Genomic DNA, 19,320 nt, shown 5'->3' with positions numbered 1-19,320 from the left:
TACCTAAGAGGATTGTTTCATGGCCACAAACCGCTCCCGTCGTCTGCGCAAGAAGCTGTGTGTCGACGAGTTTCAGGAATTGGGCTTCGAGCTGAACCTGGAATTCAAGGAAGATCTGGATGACCAGGCAATCGATGCTTTCCTCGATGCGTTCCTGGAAGAAGCCATGGACGCCAACGGCCTGGACTATGTAGGCGGTGACGATTTCGGCCTGGTGTGCTCGGTCAAGCGCGGTTCGGTCAGCGAAGAACAACGCGCCGCCGTAGAAGCCTGGCTCAAGGGCCGCAGCGAACTGACCAAAATCGAAGTCAGCCCGCTGCTGGACGCCTGGTACCCGGAAAAGCCGATCAACAAGGCTGAGTAATTCCTGCCCGGTTTGATCACTGAAAAGGCCACCCTTCTGGGTGGCCTTTTTTATGGTCGGTGCTTTTTATCTGCCGTGCTTTTCCGTCGAACGTGGCGCATCGTCGCTACGCTTGGGGCATAATGCGTACTCTTTCGTCCTGGGGCCATCATCTCTTACAGCCCCAATGCCCTTTTCCCTCGCTGCAGGGTATTTTTTCATTATGATCAAAACGCTTCGTCCCTTCGTTCTTGCCGGCCTGCTGTTGCCACTCGCATTGCCCAGCCACGCCGCCGCCGTCAATACCACCCTGCCCGCCAAAGTGCAGCAGGCGCTCAAAGCCAACAAGCTGCAGGACACGGCGCTGTCGCTGGTAATGCTGCCGCTGGACGGGCCCGGCACCCCGACCGTGTTCAATGCCGATGTTTCGGTGAACCCGGCCTCGACCATGAAACTGGTTACCACCTATGCCGCCCTCGAGCTGCTTGGCCCCACCTTCCAGTGGAAAACCGAGTTCTACACCGACGGTACCCTGAGCAATGGCGTGCTCAACGGCAACCTGTACCTCAAAGGTGGCGGCGACCCGAAGCTGAACATGGAAAAGCTCTGGTTGCTGATGCGTGACCTGCGCGCCAATGGCGTGCGCACCATCACCGGTGACCTGGTGCTGGACCGCAGCCACTTCGTGCAGCCCAACCTGCCGCAGTTCAACGATGACGGCGGCGATGAAAACAAGCCGTTCCTGGTCAAACCCGACTCGCTGCTGGTCAACCTCAAGGCCCTGCGCTTCGTGGCCCGCAACGATGGTGGCAAGGTTACCATCGCGGTCGAACCCCCTATTGCCAGCATTCGCATCGACAACCAAGTCAAGGCCGTGGCGTCCAAGCAGTGCACGGGTGATGTGCGCTACAACCCGGTACCTCAAGCCGATGGCATCAGCGTAACCGTCAGCGGCCAGCTGGGTGAAGGCTGCAACTCGCAGACCTACCTGTCGCTGCTCGACCACCCGACCTACGCCGCCGGTGCCGTGCGCGCGATCTGGAACGAGCTGGGTGGCAACATCCAGGGTGGCGACCGCATCGAGAACGTGCCCAAAGGTGCACGCCTGCTGGCCCGCGCCTTCTCGCCAGACCTGGTGGAAGTGATCCGCGACATCAACAAGTACAGCAACAACACCATGGCCCAGCAGCTGTTCCTGAGCCTTGGCGCGCAGTTCCGCACCGATGCCGACGGCGACGACGCCCGTGCCGCGCAACGCGTGGTCCGCCAGTGGCTGGCGAAGAAAGGCATTACCGCGCCGCACCTGGTGATGGAAAACGGCTCAGGGCTGTCGCGTGCCGAACGGGTCAGCACCCGGGAAATGGCCGAGATGCTGCAGGCCGCCTGGAAGAGCCCCTACGCCGCCGAGTTCATGAGCTCGATGCCGCTGGTGGGCATGGACGGCACCATGCGCAAGCGCCTCAAGCGCACAGCCATGACCGGTGAAGGGCACATCAAGACCGGCACGCTGAACACCGTCCGGGCGATTGCCGGTTTCAGCCGTGACAGCAACGGCCATACCTGGGCAGTGGCGGCAATCCTCAACGACCCGAAACCATGGGGGGCTTCGCAGGTGCTCGACCAGGTGCTGCTGGACCTGTATCGCCAGCCGAAGCTGGCGGGCAGCACTGCAGCCAACTGACTTTACCGCTCCTTCACCCTATGACCGGCTGACACGATCGGTGTAGGAGCGGCCTTGTGTCGCGATGGGCTGCGCAGCAGCCCCAGGATTTCAGCTTCGCAGCATGAACTGCCGGGGCTGCTGCGCAGCCCATCGCGACACAAGGCCGCTCCTACACTGATCGCGCCCCCTGCAATGACAAGTCAGGTGGACTCGCCTTCCACCCTGTCCCGCCCAGCCTGCTTGGCTGCATACACCCCCGCATCCGCCCGCAACAACAGGGCATCGGCGCCCTCCCCCGGCCGCCATCCCGCCACACCAAAGCTGGCCGTCACCTTGCCCACGCCGTCCACCGGCACATTGCGCAGCCCATGCCACAACTCCAGTGCCAGCAACCGCGCCTGCTCGGCATCACTGCCCGGGCACAGCACCATGAATTCCTCTCCACCCAACCGGCAGAACACATCGGTACGCCGCAAGCGCTGGCCGATACGCTGGCACAGGCTGCGCAGCACCCGGTCGCCGACGGCATGGCCGAAGCGGTCGTTGATGTGCTTGAAGTGATCGATATCGAGCATGATCACGGCCAGCGCCAAGCCATCACGCTGAGCCCGCTCCAGTTCGATCTTGAGCCGTTCCTGGAAGTAGCGGCGGTTATGAATCCCGGTCAGTGAATCGGTCACCGACAGCGCCCGCAACTCTTCCTCCACACCCTTGAGGTCCGAGATGTCCGTCAGGTAGCCATGCCACAAGGTACAGCCCTGCTCACCCACCTCCGGCGTCGCTTCACCACGCACCCAGCGCAGGCCGGCGCGTGGCAGGCACACCCGGTATTCCTCGCGCCAGGGTGCCTGGTGCTCGGCCGAGTAACGGACCGAACGGCGCACGCGCTCCAGGTCATCGGGGTGGATACGCTCGAACACCACCGAGGCATCTTCGCGCAACTGCTGCAGGTCCACTTCGTAGATGTCGTAAAGGCCTTTGCTGGCGTAGGGGAAGCACGAATGCCCATCGGCATCCAGGCGATACTGATAAATACCGCCCGGCACCTCGGCACTGAGCTTTTCCAGCAGCCGGTCGCGCGCCGCCAGTGCCTCGTGTACCCGACGCCGCTCGGTGACATCGATGCAGATGGCCAGGTAGCCAACCCACAGGCCCTGTTCGTCAAGCATGGCCGTGACCAGCATGTTGGCCACCAACTGGCTGCCATCGGCGCGTAGCAAGGTCCACTCACCCGGCTCGGCGCCTCGTTCGTAAACTGTTTCTGCAAACAGCGCCTGGCCACCGGCGATGTGCCGGCCAAAACGCTGGCTGAGCGCATGCGCACGCAGGCTCAACTCGTCCGGCAGCACCAGGTCCTCCAGGCGCAACTGGCCGATGGCCTGGCTGGCCGAGTAACCCAGCATACGCTCGGCCCCCGTGTTGAACGTGCTGACTTCGCCCTTGAGGTTGGTGGCAATAATGGCCACCTGGGTCGCAGCCTCCAATACGCTGCGCAACTGATTATGGGTGCCGCGCAAGGACTGCTCGCTGACCCGCAACTCGGCAGTACGCTGCTCGACCAGGGCCAGGGCACGCTGGCGCTGGCTGAACAGGCTGTAGAGCAAGGCACTGAGCAGCAGGCTCAACAACCCGCCCAGCAGGCCGACCGCCAGTACCGCCGATGAGCGGTTGGCCCGCACGAAGGCCTGGCTCGGCAGGATGCTCAGCTGGAAGTGGTGGTCTGCCAGGTGCAGCAGCTGGTTGCTGCTCAGCGACAACGGGGCAACCTGGTTCTGCGAGTCGTACAACACTTGCGGCCCTTGCAACCCGGACGGGTCGACGATACGCACCACCAGGTTGTCATCCGCTGCCACAGGGCGCCCATCGCTGACCATCTCGCGCATGCTCAACAACGCCACCACATAGCCCACTGCAGCGCCATGCGGGTTGGCATCGGAAAACACGGGGGCTACCAGCACCAGGCCGCGCGCATACGAAGGAATATCGTACATGGCCAAGGGCTCGGACACCGCCATGCTGCCAGGCCCGAGCGCCCGCGCCAGGGCAGCCTGGGGCTCACCCTGGCCGGCAAGATCCAGCCCATAAGGCAGCCCGGGCATTTCACCGGATTGGGTATACAACACAGGGAAGTAATGGTCGCGCAACGGTGCGGGGTGCCACTGGCCTTGCGCATCCTGGTCACGGATCACATAGTCCGGGCCGGAATGCTCGCGGGCATGCTGCTCGAACGCGGCGCGCTGCGCGGCTTCGACACGCGGCGCCCAGGCGTAGGCCAAGGTACGCTGCAGCAACGGCCGGGCGTAACCGTCAAATTCGCGTGGTGTCACTTCGTTGGAAAAGCTGAAGAACCGCCGCAGGCCATCCAGGCGCTGCTGTTGTTCATCAAAGCGCTCGGCAATACGGCTGTAGCGTTCGCTGGCCAGCAATTCGAAGCGCTGGCGCAACTGCTGCTTGTAAAACGCCTGTGCGGCCAGCGCCAAGGCGGCCGTCAACAGACCGCCCGCCACCAAGGCCACCAGCGCCACCGCCCACGCGGACACCGTCTCTGTGCACAGGCCAGATAACCGCGCACGCACGCCACACTTTGACATACACCCATCTCGTCACGTCAGCGTCCTGCGGATTATCTTGCCCTGCCCACATTTATAGCTATTGGCCATTAGCCGCGCAATGTACCTCGTCGGTTCAGCGCAGCTGCAGGCGCCAGGCCCGGTGAATCCGGTTGTTACGGGCGAAGTCCGGGTCCAGGGTCTGGGCGGTGATTTCCTCCACCGCATAACGCGCCATCAGGTGCTCGTCCAGCTGGAACTTGCGGAAGTTGTTGGAGAAGTACAACACACCGCCCGGCGCCAGACGGGCCATGGCCAGGTCCAGCAGTTGAACGTGATCACGCTGCACGTCGAACACGCCTTCCATGCGCTTGGAGTTGGAGAAGGTGGGCGGGTCGATGAAAATCAGGTCGTAGCTGTCGCGGTTACCCTCCAGCCACGCCATCACATCACCCTGCTCCAGGCGGTTGCGCTCAGAGAAGCCATTAAGCGCCAGGTTGCGCCGCGCCCAGTCCAGGTAGGTTTTCGACAGGTCGACGCTGGTGGTGCTGCGCGCACCGCCCTTGGCCGCATGCACGGTGGCGGTGGCGGTGTAGCAGAACAGGTTGAGGAAGCGCTTGTCGGCCGCCTCGCGCTGGATGCGCATGCGCATCGGGCGATGGTCGAGGAACAGCCCGGTGTCGAGGTAGTCGGTGAGGTTGACCAGCAGCTTGACGCCACCTTCGTTCACCTCCTGGAAACGGCCCTCGGTCGCCTGGCGCTCGTACTGGCGGGTGCCGCTCTGGCGCTCGCGGCGCTTGAGCACTACGCGCTGCGGCGAAATGCCCAGCGCCTGCGGGATGGCTGCCAACGCATCGAGCAGTCGCGCCTGAGCCTTTTCCGGGTCGATCGAGCGTGGCGCGGCATACTCCTGCACATGCACCCAGTCATGGTACAGGTCAACAGCCAACGCGTACTCGGGCATGTCGGCATCGTACAGGCGGTAGCAGTCGACCTGTTCGCGGCGGGCCCACTTGCCCAGTTGCTTGAGGTTTTTCTGCAACCGGTTGGCAAACATCTGCGCGCCTTCCGAAAGGCGCGCCGGTTCGCTGGCAACGGCGGGTTGCTGGCGGGTTTCCACCCCCTCAGGTTGTGCTTCGCGACGCTCGCCGGTAACGAACTGGTCAGGCTGCACCTTGAACAGCAGCAGCTTGCACGGCAAGGCGCCGTTCCAGAACGCGTACTGTTTGTGGCTGCGAATGCCCATGCGCTTGCCCAGCTGCGGCGCGCCGGTGAACACCGCTGCCTCCCAGCCCATGCAGGCCTGGCGCAGGCGCTCGCCGAGGTTCTGGTAGAGGTACAGCAGGCTGGCTTCATCACCCAGACGCTCGCCGTAGGGCGGGTTGCTGATGACCAGGCCTTTCTGGTTCTGGTCCGGGCGCGGCTCGAAGGTGCTGACTTCGCCCTGGTAGATTTTCACCCAGTCGCCCAGGCCGGCACGCTCGACGTTGTTGCGGCCCGGCTGGATCAGCCGCGGGTCGGCCTCGTAGCCACGGATCCACAGCGGCGGCTTGGCCAGGCCCGCCTGTGCACGCGCCTGCGCTTCGTCATGCACCTTGCGCCACAGCGCCGGCACATGGCCCAACCAGGCACTGAAGCCCCAGCGCTCACGCTTGAGGTTGGGCGCGATGTCGGCGGCGATCATCGCGGCCTCGACCAGGAAGGTACCCACACCGCACATCGGGTCGGCCAACGCGCCACCCTCGGCGGCAATGCGCGGCCAGCCAGAACGGATCAACACTGCAGCCGCCAGGTTTTCCTTCAGCGGCGCAGCGCCTTGCTGCAGGCGGTAGCCACGCTGGTGCAGGCTGTGGCCGGACAGGTCGAGGGAGAGAATGGCCTCGCCACGGTCCAGGCGCAGGTGCACACGCACGTCAGGGTCGATTTTTTCCACCGACGGGCGCAGGCCTTCACGGTTGCGCAACTTGTCGACGATCGCGTCCTTGACCTTCAGCGCACCGAAGTGGGTGTTGTCGATGCCCGAACCATGGCCACTGAACTCCACCGCCAGGGTGCCATCGGCTGCCAGGTGGTCGGCCCAGTCGACCGCGTGCACGCCATCGTAGAGGTCGTCGGCGTTCTTCATGGAGAAGCGCTTGAGCACCAGCAACACCCGGTTGGCCAGGCGTGACCAGACACACAGGCGGTAGGCGGTTTCCATGTCGGCGGCGCCGCGAATGGCCGATGTGTGCTCACGCACTTCGTCCAGGCCAAGGCCTTTGGCCTCTTCGGCAAGCAGGCCTTCAAGGCCTTTGGGGCAGGTGAGGTAGAGTTCGAAACGGTCCGACATGAGTATTCCAGAGCCTTGGGCTATTGACTGACGAGGCAACGCATCACCCCGCGATGTTTGCCCGCAGGCCTTTCCAGCAGGCGTGCGGGTGGCCCTTCCTGGCACATGAACGTGCAGCGAAAGGCCAGGCCACCTGACCGATCTGCACTCGGCCCGGTGGCCAAGACAGCTTAGATCATCAGGCAGTATGAAAAATTCTGGCGATAACCGGGGCGATGTGACCCTTCGTCGCATTTCAAATTATTTCTGTCATCCGCAAGCAACGCTGGCGAAATGACGTCAATGTTCAGCAAACCCCGATCACAGCGGGCTCAACGCCAAACAAGGTTGAGTCGCATTTATTTACTTATCCCCTCACCCTAGGAAAGGTTACGTGCTTATGACAAATCGATCATTCACACCGTGACTCGCATTCGATAGAACTGGTCTCAGGCCGCTTCGCAACGAGGCGGCACCTTCAGCCCGCCACGCCGGCAGCGGGCGCAAACCGGCAGAAAGACTCTGCCCGGCCTCGGAGAGGCCGACGGGACATTACAGTCAACAAGTGAGGGCAACACCCTATGAGAAGACTTAAGCGTGATCCGTTGGAAAGAGCATATTCACGTGGCTACCAATACGGGGTCACCGGCAAATCCCGCGAACTTTGCCCCTTCAATCTTCCTTCTGTTCGCCAAGCCTGGATCAACGGCTGGCGCGAAGGTCGCGGTGATAACTGGGACGGAATGACTGGCACCGCTGGCATCCATAGACTCAACGAAAATCACGCCGTTGGCTGAACGAGGACACTGAATTCGAGTCACCATGCGCGCCCTATCCGGGCGGCGGGCTGCGGCCCAGGGGCCCCTTGACGGGGCCCTTTTTTATGCCTGCCGTTTACCCGCGCGGTAGTGCCGCAATGGCATCGACCGCTTCACGAATCAACGCTGGCCCCTTGTAGATGAAGCCTGAGTAGATCTGTACCAGGCTCGCACCGGCAGCGATCTTCTCGGCAGCGTGACGGCCTTCGGTAATGCCACCCGCGGCAATGATCGGCAACTTGCCGCCCAGCTCGCCTGCCAGCACCTTGACAATGTGGGTGCTCTTTTCCAGCACCGGCGCGCCCGACAGGCCACCCGCCTCGCCGCCATACGGCAGCCCCTCGACACCTTCACGGCCCAGCGTGGTGTTGGTGGCGATCACCGCATCCATGCCCGACTCCATCAGCGCGGCAGCCACCAGCGCCGTTTCTTCGTCACTCATGTCCGGGGCGATCTTGATGGCCAGCGGTACACGCTTGCCATGGGTAGCCGCCAGTTGCTCGCGGCGTTCGGCCAGGGCATCGAGCAACTGCTTGAGCGAATCGCCGAACTGCAGGCTGCGCAGGCCCGGGGTATTCGGCGAGCTGACGTTGACGGTGATGTAGCTGGCGGCGGTGTACACCTTGTCCAGGCAGATCAGGTAGTCATCCACGGCGCGCTCGACCGGGGTGTCGAAGTTCTTGCCGATGTTGATGCCCAGCACGCCGTTGTAACGCGACGCCTGCACGCGGCCGAGCAGGTGGTCGACGCCCAGGTTGTTGAAGCCCATGCGGTTGATGATCGCCGTCGCTTCCGGCAGGCGGAACAACCGCGGCTTGGGGTTGCCCGGTTGCGGACGCGGGGTGACGGTGCCGATTTCGACAAAGCCGAAGCCCAGCTGGGCAAAGCCGTCGATGGCCGCGCCGTTCTTGTCCAGGCCTGCGGCCAGGCCCACCGGGTTGGCGAAGTTCAAGCCCATGACCGAAACCGGCAATGCCGCCGGCTGCTTGCACAGCATGCCATTGAGGCCAAGACGGCCACCGGCACCGATCAGGTCCAGGGACAGGTCGTGGGAGGTTTCCGGGGAAAGCTTGAACAGCAGCTGGCGGGCCAGGGTATACATGGGCGGGCAAGGCTCGGGGTGAGTGAGGGGGCGATTATAGCCAGCCTGGGGCTGGCAGGACAGCAAATCGTGGGGCCGCTGCGCGCCCCGGCCACCCTTGGCACATCGGTTGCACCGGTTTGGCCCACAGCCTTATCAGTACAGGCGAGGAACCTTGTGAACACCGTACCCCGAGCAACGCCCCTGGCCTGGGTCAATGGCAGTGACGCGCCGGAAAAGCCCAGCCTGAACATCGGCTATATGGCCCTGACCGACTGCGCCTCGGTGGTGGTCGCCGCCACCCAGGGCTTCGCCCAGCAATACGGCCTTACCCTCAACCTCAAGCGCCAAGGCTCCTGGGCCGGGTTGCGCGACAAGCTGGTCAGCGGCGAGCTGGATGCCGCGCACTGCCTGTATGGCCTGGTGTATGCCGTGCACCTGGGCATCGGTGGCGTACCGGCCAGCGACATGGCGGTGCTCATGGGCCTGAACCAGAACGCCCAGGCCATCAACCTCTCCCCGGCCCTGCAGCGCAAAGGCGTGACCAACCCTGAAGCATTGGCGCGCCTGGTGCACCAGCATGGCGCACGCCTGACCTTCGCCCAGACCTTCCCCACCGGCACCCACGCCATGTGGCTGTATTACTGGCTGGCCAGCCAGGGCATCCACCCGCTGCGCGATGTGGACAGCGTCGTGGTGCCGCCAGCCCAGATGGCCGCGCATATCCAGGCAGGGCGCATCGACGGTTTCTGCGTGGGCGAGCCTTGGGCCGCCGATGCTGTGGCCAAGGGCCAGGGCTTTACGCTGGCCACCAGCCAGTCGATATGGCCAGACCATCCGGAAAAGGTGCTGGCGTGTGCTCGCGCCTTCGCCGAACACTACCCCAACAGCGCCCGCGCGCTCATCAAGGCGATCCTCGCCGCCAGCCGGTTTATCGAGCAAAGCCCCGAAAACCGTCGCAGCACTGCGCAACTGCTTAGCGGCAACGCCTACCTGGACACCCCGCTGGACAGCATCGAGCCCCGTCTGCTCGGCCATTATCAGGATGGCCTGGGCAACCACTGGCAAGACCCGCACGCCCTGCGCCTGTTCGACCAGGGCCGGGCCAACCTGCCGTACCTGTCCGACGGCATGTGGTTCATGACCCAGTTCCGCCGCTGGGGCCTGTTGCGCGAAGACCCCGACTATCTGGGTGTGGCTCGGCAGGTTCAGCAGTTGGCGCTGTACAGCGAGGCGGCGCAAAGCCTGGGCGTCGCGTGCCCCGAACAGCCGATGCGCAACAGCCTGCTGATCGATGGCACCCGCTGGGACGGCAGCGACCCTTATGGCTATGCCCGCAGCTTCAGCCTGCATGCCCTGGGCGACCTGCCCGATGCCCGCGTCGGCGCGTGAGGGGGGACAACCATGTTGCGCATTCTGCTGATCGACGACACCCAGAACAAACTCGGCCGCCTCAAGGCGGCGTTGATCGAGGCCGGCTTCGAGGTTACCGAAGCCCCAGGCCTGACCATCGACCTGCCCGCCTGCGTCGAAACGGTGCGCCCGGATGTGGTACTGATCGATACCGACTCACCGGACCGCGACGTGATGGAACAGGTGGTGCTGGTCAGCCGCGACCAGCCGCGCCCCATCGTGCTATTCACCGACGAGCACGACCCTGGTGTGATGCGCCAGGCGATCCAGGCAGGCGTTAGTGCCTACATCGTCGAAGGCATCCATGCTGCCCGGCTGCAGCCGATTCTGGATGTGGCCATGGCCCGCTTTGAAAGTGACCAGGCGCTGAAGGCGCAGCTGCTGGCACGCGACCAGCAGCTGGCCGAACGCAAGCGCATCGAGCAGGCCAAGGGTTTGCTGATGAAGATGAAAGACTGCAACGAAGAACAGGCCTACACCCTGATGCGCCGCCAGGCCATGAGCCGACAGCAGAAGCTGATCCAGGTGGCCGAGCAGATCATTGCCATGCACGAAATGCTGGGCTGACTGCACACGCGGTCTCTGTAGGAGCGCGCCACATTTTGAATGTTGGCCCGGCTCTTGCTGATGTATTTACACCGGTAGCCAACGGCGGTTGCCCCACTTAAATCCCGACAAAGACGTCGCTCTCCCCTCCACGACCGTGGAGCGGGTGGCGGCGTCTTTTTCGTTCCGTTGCATTGCCGAGTGAGGTGTTCGATGAGTACCAGCTTCTGGAAATCCGGGCATGTGCCCACGCTGTTCGCCGCGTTCCTGTACTTCGACCTCAGCTTCATGGTCTGGTACCTGCTGGGCCCGCTGGCGGTGCAGATTGCCGCCGACTTGCAACTGAGCGCACAACAACGGGGCCTGATGGTGGCCACGCCGATCCTGGCCGGGGCGATCCTGCGCTTCGCCATGGGCGTGCTGGTTGACCGCCTGTCACCCAAAACAGCCGGGCTGATCGGCCAGGTGGTCGTCATCGTCGCCTTGGCATGCGCCTGGTACCTGGGTGTGCACAGCTACGAACAGGCCCTGCTGCTGGGCGTGTTCCTCGGCTTTGCCGGTGCGTCGTTTGCCGTGTCGTTGCCGCTGGCTTCACAGTGGTACCCGCCGCAGCATCAGGGCAAGGCCATGGGCATCGCCGGTGCCGGCAACTCCGGCACGGTGTTCGCCGCCCTGCTGGCCCCGGCGCTGGCTGCCGGCTTTGGCTGGAACAATGTGTTCGGCTTCGCGCTGATTCCATTGTCGCTGGCGCTGGTGGTGTTCGCCCTGCTGGCGCGCAATGCCCCGCAGCGCCCAAAACCGAAAGCCATGGCCGACTACCTCAAGGCCCTCGGCGACCGTGACAGCTGGTGGTTCATGTTCTTCTACAGCGTCACCTTTGGCGGCTTCATCGGCCTGGCCAGCGCCCTGCCCGGCTACTTCAGCGACCAGTACGGCCTGAGCCCGGTCACCGCCGGCTACTACACCGCCGCCTGCGTATTCGCCGGCAGCCTGATGCGCCCGCTCGGCGGTGCCCTGGCCGACCGCTTCGGCGGTATCCGCACCCTGTTGGGCATGTACAGCGTGGCAGCCATCTGCATTGCGGCAGTCGGTTTCAACCTGCCGTCCGCAGCCGCCGCACTGGCGCTGTTCGTAAGCGCCATGCTTGGCCTGGGCGCCGGTAATGGTGCGGTTTTCCAGTTGGTGCCACAGCGCTTCCGCCTGGAGATCGGCGTGATGACCGGGCTGATCGGCATGGCCGGCGGTATCGGTGGTTTCCTGCTGGCGGCCGGGCTTGGCACCATTAAGCAGCACACCGGTGACTACCAGTTGGGGTTGTGGCTGTTCGCCAGCCTGGGCCTGCTGGCCTGGTTCGGCCTGCATGGCGTGAAACAACGCTGGCGCACCACCTGGGGCTCGGCAGCCGTGACCGCTGCACGGGTCTGAGGGACACCCATGAGCCTGCAACTGAAGTTCGCCCAGGCCAGCGCTACCGGGCCGCGCGAGGAAAACCAGGATGCCCTGCGCCTGGTCACCCCGGCGCCGGAGCTGGCCGCCAGCAAGGGCTACCTGTTCGCCCTCGCCGACGGCGTCAGCCAATGCGCCGATGGTGGCCTGGCCGCACGGGCCAGCTTGCAGGCACTGGCCCTGGACTACTACGCCACCCCCGCCACCTGGAGCGTGGCCCAGGCCCTGGACCGCCTGTTGCTGGCTCAGAACCGCTGGTTGCGCGCCCAGGGCAGCGGCCAGCCGTTATTGACCACCCTTAGCGCACTGGTGCTACGGGGCCGGCGCTTCACGCTGGCCCATGTCGGTGACTGTCGCGTGTATCGCTGGCACGCCGGGCACTTGCAATGCCTGAGCGAAGACCATGTATGGGATCAACCGGGCATGCAGCATGTGCTGAAACGCGCGCTGGGCCTGGACCAACACCTGCTGGTGGATTACCTCGAAGGCGAACTGCAACCGGGTGAATGCTTCCTGCTGCTCAGCGACGGGGTCTGGGCCAGCCTGGGCGACCAACACATCCAGGCCGTGCTACGCGATCAGACCGACTTGCAACAGGCCGTCGACACGCTGGTTGCCAGCGCGCACCTCAATGGCAGCCAGGACAATGCCAGTGCCTTGCTGGTGCACGTCGAACAGCTGGGCACCGCCAACCTGGGCGATACCCTGGCGCAATTGCAGCAGTGGCCGGTGCCCGGCGCGCTGCGCGAGGGGCAACTGATCGATGACTGGCGGGCCGACTGCCTGCTTTCACAAAGCCGCCAGTCGCTGCTGTACCGGGTGCGCGACAGCCAGGGCCAGCCTTGGCTGCTCAAGACCTTACCTGCCGAACGCGAGCAAGCATCCGGTGCTGCACAGGCGCTGTTGCTCGAAGAGTGGTTTCTGCGACGCGTTGCGGGCCGGCACTTCCCCGAGCTGCATGCGGCCAGCCAACGGCAACACTTGTACTACGTCATGCGCGAATACTCCGGTCAAAACCTTGCGACGCTGCTGGCCGAGCATGGTCCGCTGCCCCTGCCGCAGTGGCTCGAAATGGCCCGGCAACTGCTGCAGGCGGTCGGTGTGCTGCACCGGCGCAACCTGCTGCACCGCGACATCAAGCCAGACAACCTGCACCTGGGCAGCGACGGCCAACTGCGCCTGCTGGATTTCGGCCTGGCCTATTGCCCCGGCCTTTCCGAAGACTCGCCGCACGATGTGCCCGGCACGCCCTCGTACATCGCCCCGGAAGCGTTCGACGGCCAACCACCCAGCCCGCGCCAGGACTTATATGCCGTGGGCGTGACGCTGTATCACCTGCTGACCGGGCACTACCCGTATGGCGAGGTGGAAGCCTTTCAGCGCCCGCGCTTCGGTCAGCCAGTCAACGCTGCACGCTACCGCCCCGACTTGCCGGAATGGCTGCAGCACAACCTGCAGCAGGCGGTGGCGGCCGACCCGACGCAGCGCTTCGAAACGGCCGAACACTGGTTGTTGCTGCTTGAGCGTGGCGACCGTCAAGAGCTGCCTGACAGGCCACGCCCCTTGCTGGAACGCGAGCCATTGAAGGTATGGCGCACCCTGGCCCTGCTGTCGTTGCTACTCAACCTGATCCTGCTGCTTGGCCTGCTCAAAGGCTGAGCGCACCCTGCCAACGAGGAATACCCGATGAATGCAAAAGTCTGGCTGGTAGGCGCCGGCCCTGGCGACCCTGAACTGCTCACCCTCAAGGCCGTGCGTGCCTTGCAGCAAGCGGCAGTGGTAATGATCGACGACCTGGTCAACCCGGCGGTGCTGGAGCATTGCCCGCAGGCCCGGGTGATTGCCGTGGGCAAGCGCGGCGGCTGCCGCTCCACGCCACAGGCGTTCATCCAGCGCCTGATGTTGCGCCATGCTCGGCAAGGGCGTTGCGTGGTGCGGCTCAAGGGTGGCGACCCGTGCATTTTCGGCCGTGGCGGCGAAGAGGCACTGTGGCTGCAGGGGCATGGTATTGAGGTGGAGTTGGTCAACGGCATCACGGCCGGTCTGGCAGGCGCCACGCAATGCGGGATTTCGCTGACCTCACGCGGGGTGAGCCGAGGGGTGACGCTGGTGACGGCGCATACTCAGGACGACAGCGAGCTGAACTGGGAGGCATTGGCCCAGGGTGGAACGACGTTGGTGGTGTACATGGGGGTCGCGCGACTGGAGCAGATTCGCCAGGGGTTGCTGGAGGGTGGCATGGCACCCGGAATGCCAGTGGCGATGATCGAAAATGCCTCATTGCCGCAGCAGCGAGAGTGCAGGAGCGATGTGCGGGGGATGGTCGAAGATGCGCAGGGATTTGGTTTGCGTAGCCCAGCGATTCTGGTGATTGGCGAGGTGGTTGACGAACGACAGGTTCAGAGACTGTTGGCAGTCGCCGGGTAAAATCCGAGCAAAGAAAAACCCGGCCGAGGCCGGGTTTTTCATGAAACATCAGGCCAATTACTTGGACTGAGCTTCTACCTGAGCTTCAACGCGACGGTTGATAGCACGGCCTTCTTCGGTGGCGTTGTCAGCAACCGGACGGGTTTCGCCGTAGCCTACCGAGTCAACACGGCTGGATTCTACGCCGTACTGCTGGGTCAGCACTTGCTTGACAGCGTTGGCACGACGCTCGGACAGCTTCTGGTTGTAAGCGTCTGGACCCACGGAGTCAGTGTGACCTTCAACCACGGTGGTGGTTTGTGGGTACTGCTTCATGAAGTCAGCCAGGTTTTTGATGTCGCCGTAGCTGTTTGGCTTGACGACCGACTTGTCGAAGTCGAACTTCACGTCCAGCTCAACACGAACGACTTCGGCAACAGCCGGGCAGCCGTCGGCGTCAACGGTAACGTTGGCCGGGGTGTCTGGGCACTTGTCGACGTTGTCGCAAACGCCGTCGTTGTCGGAGTCGGAGCAGACTTCAGCAACTGGAGCCGGAGCGGCTGCGGCTTGCTTCGGGCTACCGCCGAAGTTCAGGCCAACACCAACGCTTGGAGCCCACTCGGTGTCGCCCTGGTCGATGTTGTACTGAGCTTCTACGCCGGCACGGGCGTAGAACATGTCGGTGATGTACCACTTGGCGCCAGCGCCAACGTTGGCGAAGGTGGAGTGGTCACGACCGCCACGGCCGGTCTGGCCCAGCGACTGGTGCGAGAAACCAGCGGAAACGTACGGACGGATAGCGTCGTACGGGTTGTTGAAGTGGTAAACGGCGTCCAGGGCGGTGTTCGAGCCCTTGATGTTCTTGCCGTCTTCGCCACGAGCGTTGTGTACTTCGTCGTAGCCCAGACGCAGTTCAACGTCGTCGGTCAGGAAGTAACCGATCGAGCCGCCGAACAGGTTGCCGTCGTTCTTGAAGTCGCGCTGGCTGTCGAAGAATTCTTTCTTGTAGAAAACTTCGGTCTCGACGGCGCCTTGACCTTGTGCCATAGCGCCAATCGAAGTGGCGGCTACGAGCGAACCAATGGCCAAGCCCAAGGTGTTTTTCAATTTCATCCGTTAAATCCCCATCTGGTGATAGTTAAGCAGTCCCACCACAAACACGGGGGACAACTCGACGGCAAGTCTAGCAGAACTCGCCGATTCGTTAGAGATATTTGCACGCCACTAAGTTTCATCGAGGCCGGCAAATTTCTCCCGAAGCTTGTCTAGCGCGCGCTTGTAGCGCATTTTCGTCGCGCTCAGGCCCATGTGCATGATGTCGGCAATTTCCTGAAATTCCAGTTCTGCGACAAAACGAAGCACCAGAATTTCCCGGTCAATCGGGTTCACATGCACCAGCCATTTGTCCAGCCCGCCTTTTTCTTCCGGCTTCGGGGCCTTGTCTTCGGACGCCTCTTCGACAGGGTCCAGACTCAAGGCATCCATCAACCGGCGTTTACGGCGCTCCTTGCGGTACTGGGTAATGCACTCGTTGTAGGTGATGCTGTAGAGCCAGGTCTTGAACTTGGATTTACCTTCGAAGTTCTTCAGGCCGTACAGCACTTTCAGCATCACTTCCTGACAGACATCGTCCGCGTCCCGGTCGTTCCCCAGATAACGCGCACAGACGTTGAACAGGGTCCGTTGGTAGCGCCGCATGAGCTCTTCATAGGCGCGGGTAACGTGGTACAGCTCCTCATGCGAACGCGCCACCAACTCTTCGTCGGTGAGCTCGCGGGGGTCATAACGCATGGGCGGCGAATGAACTTTATTCAAAACGGATCTGGCCGACAGTCAGGTCAATGTCGCCGCGCGACCCCGTGGGTCGAATTTCGCGGCGGCATACATTAACAGCTTTTGTGCGGTTAGCGGCTATTGACACGCTGCTCGAGCAACTCGCGGTTGGACAGCGACACCAGTTCGCCATCATCGGTCAGCAGCGTTGTCTTGACCGTGCCGATTTCCTCGATGTGCCCTTCAACCTCTCCAATCCGCACCTGCTGGCCGACCTGATACAGCTCGCGCACGTAAATGCCGGCCAGGATCTGCCCGGCGATTTCGCGGCTGCCAAGGCCCATGGCCAAGGCAACGGCCAGACCAACGGTAATCAGCCCGATGACGATAACGTGGTTCAGCAGGTCGGTTTTCACCTCCAGCTGGCTGATGGCCACCGAGATGCTGATGATGATCACCAGGCCCTGGGTAATACGCCCAAGCCCTGCCGAGTATTCCAGGCCGATGCCTTCGGCAGCGCCGCGCACCAGGCCATTGGCCACCTGTGCCAGCAGCACGCCGGCCAGCAGCACCAAGGCCGCGCCGAACACCTTGGGCAGGTACAGGGCGAGCATGTCGAGGGTGGCCGACACCCGCTCCAGGCCCAGCGACTCGGCGGCCGAGACCAGGAAGACGAGCAGCACGAACCAGTAGACGATCTTGCCGATCAGGGTCGAGATCGGCACCTGAATGCCGACTCGGCCAAGCATCTTGGTGAGGCCGGTGCCGGCCATCAGGCGGTCCAGGCCAAACTTGGCCAACAGCTTGGACAACAGCGTGTCGAGCAGCTTGGCCACCACAAAACCGAGCAGCACCACGACCAGCGCGCCGAACAGGTTGGGGATGAAGTTCGCTACCTTGGTCCAAAGGGCAGTCATTGCGGTGACCAGGCTCTGGGTCCAGAGATCGAGTTCCATATTCAATCGGCCTTATCTGCTTTGCTGCCGGTGGCAGCGTTGCGGGAAGAGTGTCGACGCACCGGCGCGACATGCGCCGAGCCATTATTGACGGCGATGAGCAGCGCCTGGCTCCAGCGGCCAAGCAGGCTGAACAGATCACCCGCGCCAACCTGGCGGTTGGCGGTTTTCAGTACGCGACCCAGGCAAGCGGCGTCGTCCCGGTCGTCCCGGTCATTGCCGGAGGGTGACGCCTTGAGCAGGTCGCGCAGGGATTCTTCAAACGGATCGTGCATGGGCACCTCGCGCAGTGTCAGCAAGAGACGAGATGGCCGGGCAATGGGTCACACATCCCATTGGTACGAATGTTTCAAAATGCACACCTAAACCCATCGCAACCGCCGGAACAGCCACCACTGCCCCACCGCCAGCCCCAGCACGACGATGCAGGCGAACAGAAAGCCCAACGGGTTATCCGCCCCCGGAATACCGCCGACATTGATGCCCAGCAGCCCGGTGATGAAGCTCATGGGCAGAAAGATGCAGGTGATGATGCCAAAGCGGTACATGGTGCGGTTCATCCGCTCACTGCGCCGCCGGTCTTCGCTTTCCAGCACCAGCGCAGCGCGCTCGCGGGTCAGCTCCAGTTCTTCGAGGTAGCGGATCAGGCTGTTATTGAGCTCGTTCCAGTAATCGGCGTCGGCATTGGCGAACCAGCTCCATTTGCTGCGCGACAACTGGGCGTAGATTTCCCGTTGCGGGGCAAGAAAGCGGCGCAGGCCGGCGGCACGACGGCGGATCTGCTGCAGGCTGCCATGCTCAGGGGTGTACCGCTCGTCGGTTTCGACCTTTTCTTCTTCCAGGTCGACCAGTTCGGCCAGATCACTCACCAGGCCCTGAACCTTTTCCGTCAGCAGTTCGCCCATCAACAGCAACAGTTCGGAGGCCGATTTCGGCCCCCTGCCCTGCTCCAGTTGCTGGAGAACTTCGTCACTGGCACGCAACGGCCTGAGGCGCAACGAGATGACCCGCTGTGCCTCGGCGAAAATACGTACCGAAACCATGTCTTCGGGCTCGGCACCCGGGTTGAGGTTGACCCCGCGCAGGAACAGCAGTAGCTGTTCGTCTGCCATGGGCAGCAGGCGCGGCCGGGTGTTTTCTTCCAGCAGCAGCTCGCAGGCGAACTCGCTCAGGCCACTGTCATGCAGCAGCCAGGTACGGGTTTGCGGATGGCTGCGGTCCCAGTGCAGCCACAGGCTCTGCTCCGGTTGCAGTTGCAAGCTGTCCAGTTCGGTACGGGCAATCGAGCGCGCGCCACCTTTACCATCGAGCACCAGGGCATGCACCAGCCCCCACTGCGCGTTGTCTTCCTCGAACATCAAAGCTCCATCAGCGCGTGGGGCGCATCACTCCGGCATTTTCAGCGGGCTTGGCGAAACCAGTACGCCATTGTTGTCGGCATACACGTACTCGCCCGGGCGGAAGGTAACGCCGGCGAAGGTCACCACCACATTGAGGTCACCGATACCACGCTTGTCGGTTTTCATCGGGTGGCTGGCCAGGGCCTGCACGCCGACGTCGGTCTGGATCAGCACATCGACGTCACGCACGCAGCCATAGATCACCAGGCCTTCCCAACCGTTTTTGGCGGCTTTTTCCGCAAGCATATCGCCCAGCAGCGCACGGCGCAGCGAACCACCACCATCGACCACCAGGACCTTGCCCTTGCCGTCGAGTTCGACCTGCTCCTTGACCAGCGAGTTGTCCTCGAAGCACTTGATGGTGACGATCTGGCCGCCGAACGAATCGCGGCCGCCAAAATTGCTGAACATGGGTTCCAGCACGTGTACCAGGTCGGGGTAGGCGTCACACAGGTCGGGCGTTACGTAATGCTGCATGGGAAGCTCCTGTCAGTCACAACGAAAGCGGGTATCGGCCAAGGCTACACCTTGGAGGCTGTCGCAGTCACCCGGGACCAGGCAGTCATTTGTATTCATCCTGTACCGGCCCTATCGCCGGCAAGCCAGCTCCCACAAGTA

The 19,320-nt window shown here is 63.1% G+C and carries 17 protein-coding genes; 8 read left to right on the top strand and 9 right to left on the bottom strand.

The annotated features are described in order from the left end of the window. The first annotated feature begins 19 nt into the window (after positions 1-19). Complete coding sequence (locus QQ992_RS08430; protein WP_003248695.1) at positions 20-364, top strand: YggL family protein; 345 nt, start codon at positions 20-22, stop codon at positions 362-364. Between the two features lie 202 nt (positions 365-566). Then, entirely contained in the window at positions 567-2,024 is a 1,458-nt protein-coding gene (gene dacB / locus QQ992_RS08425) for a D-alanyl-D-alanine carboxypeptidase/D-alanyl-D-alanine endopeptidase (RefSeq protein ID WP_286112993.1), read from the top strand. 182 nt (positions 2,025-2,206) lie between these two features. On the opposite strand, the gene QQ992_RS08420 is transcribed toward dacB, so the two are convergent. Then, positions 2,207-4,597, bottom strand: a complete 2,391-nt coding sequence (locus tag QQ992_RS08420; protein WP_286112992.1) for a sensor domain-containing diguanylate cyclase — start codon at positions 4,595-4,597, stop codon at positions 2,207-2,209. Positions 4,598-4,691: 94 nt separating this feature from the next. After that, positions 4,692-6,884, bottom strand: a complete 2,193-nt coding sequence (rlmKL, locus tag QQ992_RS08415; protein ID WP_286112991.1) for a bifunctional 23S rRNA (guanine(2069)-N(7))-methyltransferase RlmK/23S rRNA (guanine(2445)-N(2))-methyltransferase RlmL — start codon at positions 6,882-6,884, stop codon at positions 4,692-4,694. A 560-nt stretch (positions 6,885-7,444) separates the two neighbouring features. Here rlmKL and rmf point away from each other — a divergent pair. After that, positions 7,445-7,660 (top strand): ribosome modulation factor, encoded by a 216-nt coding sequence (rmf, locus tag QQ992_RS08410; RefSeq protein ID WP_003248687.1) that lies wholly within the window; start codon positions 7,445-7,447, stop codon positions 7,658-7,660. Positions 7,661-7,757: 97 nt separating this feature from the next. Here the strand turns inward: rmf and QQ992_RS08405 are convergent, their stop codons facing one another. Then, on the bottom strand, positions 7,758-8,783 hold the full coding sequence (locus QQ992_RS08405; RefSeq protein WP_119370785.1) for a quinone-dependent dihydroorotate dehydrogenase: 1,026 nt from the start codon (positions 8,781-8,783) through the stop codon (positions 7,758-7,760). A gap of 156 nt (positions 8,784-8,939) precedes the next feature. Here QQ992_RS08405 and QQ992_RS08400 point away from each other — a divergent pair, with 156 nt between their 5' ends. The 5 genes from QQ992_RS08400 to cobA all read left to right on the top strand — a co-directional run bounded on the left by QQ992_RS08400 (position 8,940) and on the right by cobA (position 14,594). Then, entirely contained in the window at positions 8,940-10,154 is a 1,215-nt protein-coding gene (locus QQ992_RS08400) for a CmpA/NrtA family ABC transporter substrate-binding protein (RefSeq protein ID WP_286112990.1), read from the top strand. 12 nt (positions 10,155-10,166) lie between these two features. Further along, the gene (locus QQ992_RS08395; RefSeq protein WP_016714854.1) at positions 10,167-10,742 is read left to right on the top strand and encodes an ANTAR domain-containing response regulator; all 576 of its coding nucleotides are present in this window, start codon (positions 10,167-10,169) and stop codon (positions 10,740-10,742) included. Between the two features lie 192 nt (positions 10,743-10,934). Next, positions 10,935-12,146: a nitrate/nitrite transporter gene (locus QQ992_RS08390; protein WP_286112989.1), complete on the top strand. Its 1,212-nt coding sequence runs from the start codon at positions 10,935-10,937 to the stop codon at positions 12,144-12,146. Positions 12,147-12,155: 9 nt separating this feature from the next. After that, positions 12,156-13,826 carry a bifunctional protein-serine/threonine kinase/phosphatase gene (locus QQ992_RS08385; RefSeq protein ID WP_286112988.1) on the top strand — a complete coding sequence of 557 codons (1,671 nt, stop codon included), beginning with the start codon at positions 12,156-12,158 and terminating at the stop codon, positions 13,824-13,826. A 27-nt stretch (positions 13,827-13,853) separates the two neighbouring features. Next, positions 13,854-14,594: a uroporphyrinogen-III C-methyltransferase gene (gene cobA / locus QQ992_RS08380; RefSeq protein ID WP_286112987.1), complete on the top strand. Its 741-nt coding sequence runs from the start codon at positions 13,854-13,856 to the stop codon at positions 14,592-14,594. Positions 14,595-14,651: 57 nt separating this feature from the next. Here cobA and QQ992_RS08375 read toward each other — a convergent pair whose 3' ends face one another. From QQ992_RS08375 to rraA, 6 genes are all read right to left on the bottom strand, one after another. Next, positions 14,652-15,686: an OmpA family protein gene (locus QQ992_RS08375; RefSeq protein WP_016714850.1), complete on the bottom strand. Its 1,035-nt coding sequence runs from the start codon at positions 15,684-15,686 to the stop codon at positions 14,652-14,654. Between the two features lie 111 nt (positions 15,687-15,797). After that, positions 15,798-16,364: an RNA polymerase sigma factor SigX gene (gene sigX / locus QQ992_RS08370; protein WP_003248665.1), complete on the bottom strand. Its 567-nt coding sequence runs from the start codon at positions 16,362-16,364 to the stop codon at positions 15,798-15,800. 113 nt (positions 16,365-16,477) lie between these two features. Continuing rightward, positions 16,478-17,302, bottom strand: a complete 825-nt coding sequence (locus tag QQ992_RS08365; RefSeq protein WP_286112986.1) for a mechanosensitive ion channel family protein — start codon at positions 17,300-17,302, stop codon at positions 16,478-16,480. Positions 17,303-17,304: 2 nt separating this feature from the next. Next, on the bottom strand, positions 17,305-17,577 hold the full coding sequence (locus tag QQ992_RS08360) for a hypothetical protein (RefSeq protein WP_014591816.1): 273 nt from the start codon (positions 17,575-17,577) through the stop codon (positions 17,305-17,307). Positions 17,578-17,664: 87 nt separating this feature from the next. Next, the gene (locus tag QQ992_RS08355; protein ID WP_286112985.1) at positions 17,665-18,660 is read right to left on the bottom strand and encodes a zinc transporter ZntB; all 996 of its coding nucleotides are present in this window, start codon (positions 18,658-18,660) and stop codon (positions 17,665-17,667) included. A 27-nt stretch (positions 18,661-18,687) separates the two neighbouring features. Then, positions 18,688-19,179, bottom strand: a complete 492-nt coding sequence (rraA, locus tag QQ992_RS08350; protein WP_016714847.1) for a ribonuclease E activity regulator RraA — start codon at positions 19,177-19,179, stop codon at positions 18,688-18,690. Between the last annotated feature and the right edge of the window lie 141 nt (positions 19,180-19,320).

The organism is Pseudomonas kurunegalensis (assembly GCF_030291635.1).
Classification (GTDB): Bacteria; Pseudomonadota; Gammaproteobacteria; order Pseudomonadales; family Pseudomonadaceae; genus Aquipseudomonas; species Aquipseudomonas monteilii.
Note: the sequence above shows the minus strand (reverse complement) of the source record. Positions and strands in the feature narration are given on the sequence as shown.

Coding starts and splice junctions, on each gene's coding strand:
- rraA (WP_016714847.1), bottom strand. CDS start 19,179: ATGCAGCATTACGTAACGCCCGACCTGTGTGACGCCTACCCCGACCTG.
- QQ992_RS08355 (WP_286112985.1), bottom strand. CDS start 18,660: ATGTTCGAGGAAGACAACGCGCAGTGGGGGCTGGTGCATGCCCTGGTG.
- QQ992_RS08360 (WP_014591816.1), bottom strand. CDS start 17,577: ATGCACGATCCGTTTGAAGAATCCCTGCGCGACCTGCTCAAGGCGTCA.
- sigX (WP_003248665.1), bottom strand. CDS start 16,364: ATGCGTTATGACCCCCGCGAGCTCACCGACGAAGAGTTGGTGGCGCGT.
- dacB (WP_286112993.1), top strand. CDS start 567: ATGATCAAAACGCTTCGTCCCTTCGTTCTTGCCGGCCTGCTGTTGCCA.
- rlmKL (WP_286112991.1), bottom strand. CDS start 6,884: ATGTCGGACCGTTTCGAACTCTACCTCACCTGCCCCAAAGGCCTTGAA.
- rmf (WP_003248687.1), top strand. CDS start 7,445: ATGAGAAGACTTAAGCGTGATCCGTTGGAAAGAGCATATTCACGTGGC.
- QQ992_RS08430 (WP_003248695.1), top strand. CDS start 20: ATGGCCACAAACCGCTCCCGTCGTCTGCGCAAGAAGCTGTGTGTCGAC.
- QQ992_RS08405 (WP_119370785.1), bottom strand. CDS start 8,783: ATGTATACCCTGGCCCGCCAGCTGCTGTTCAAGCTTTCCCCGGAAACC.
- QQ992_RS08395 (WP_016714854.1), top strand. CDS start 10,167: ATGTTGCGCATTCTGCTGATCGACGACACCCAGAACAAACTCGGCCGC.
- QQ992_RS08365 (WP_286112986.1), bottom strand. CDS start 17,302: ATGGAACTCGATCTCTGGACCCAGAGCCTGGTCACCGCAATGACTGCC.
- QQ992_RS08420 (WP_286112992.1), bottom strand. CDS start 4,597: ATGTCAAAGTGTGGCGTGCGTGCGCGGTTATCTGGCCTGTGCACAGAG.
- QQ992_RS08390 (WP_286112989.1), top strand. CDS start 10,935: ATGAGTACCAGCTTCTGGAAATCCGGGCATGTGCCCACGCTGTTCGCC.
- QQ992_RS08385 (WP_286112988.1), top strand. CDS start 12,156: ATGAGCCTGCAACTGAAGTTCGCCCAGGCCAGCGCTACCGGGCCGCGC.
- cobA (WP_286112987.1), top strand. CDS start 13,854: ATGAATGCAAAAGTCTGGCTGGTAGGCGCCGGCCCTGGCGACCCTGAA.
- QQ992_RS08375 (WP_016714850.1), bottom strand. CDS start 15,686: ATGAAATTGAAAAACACCTTGGGCTTGGCCATTGGTTCGCTCGTAGCC.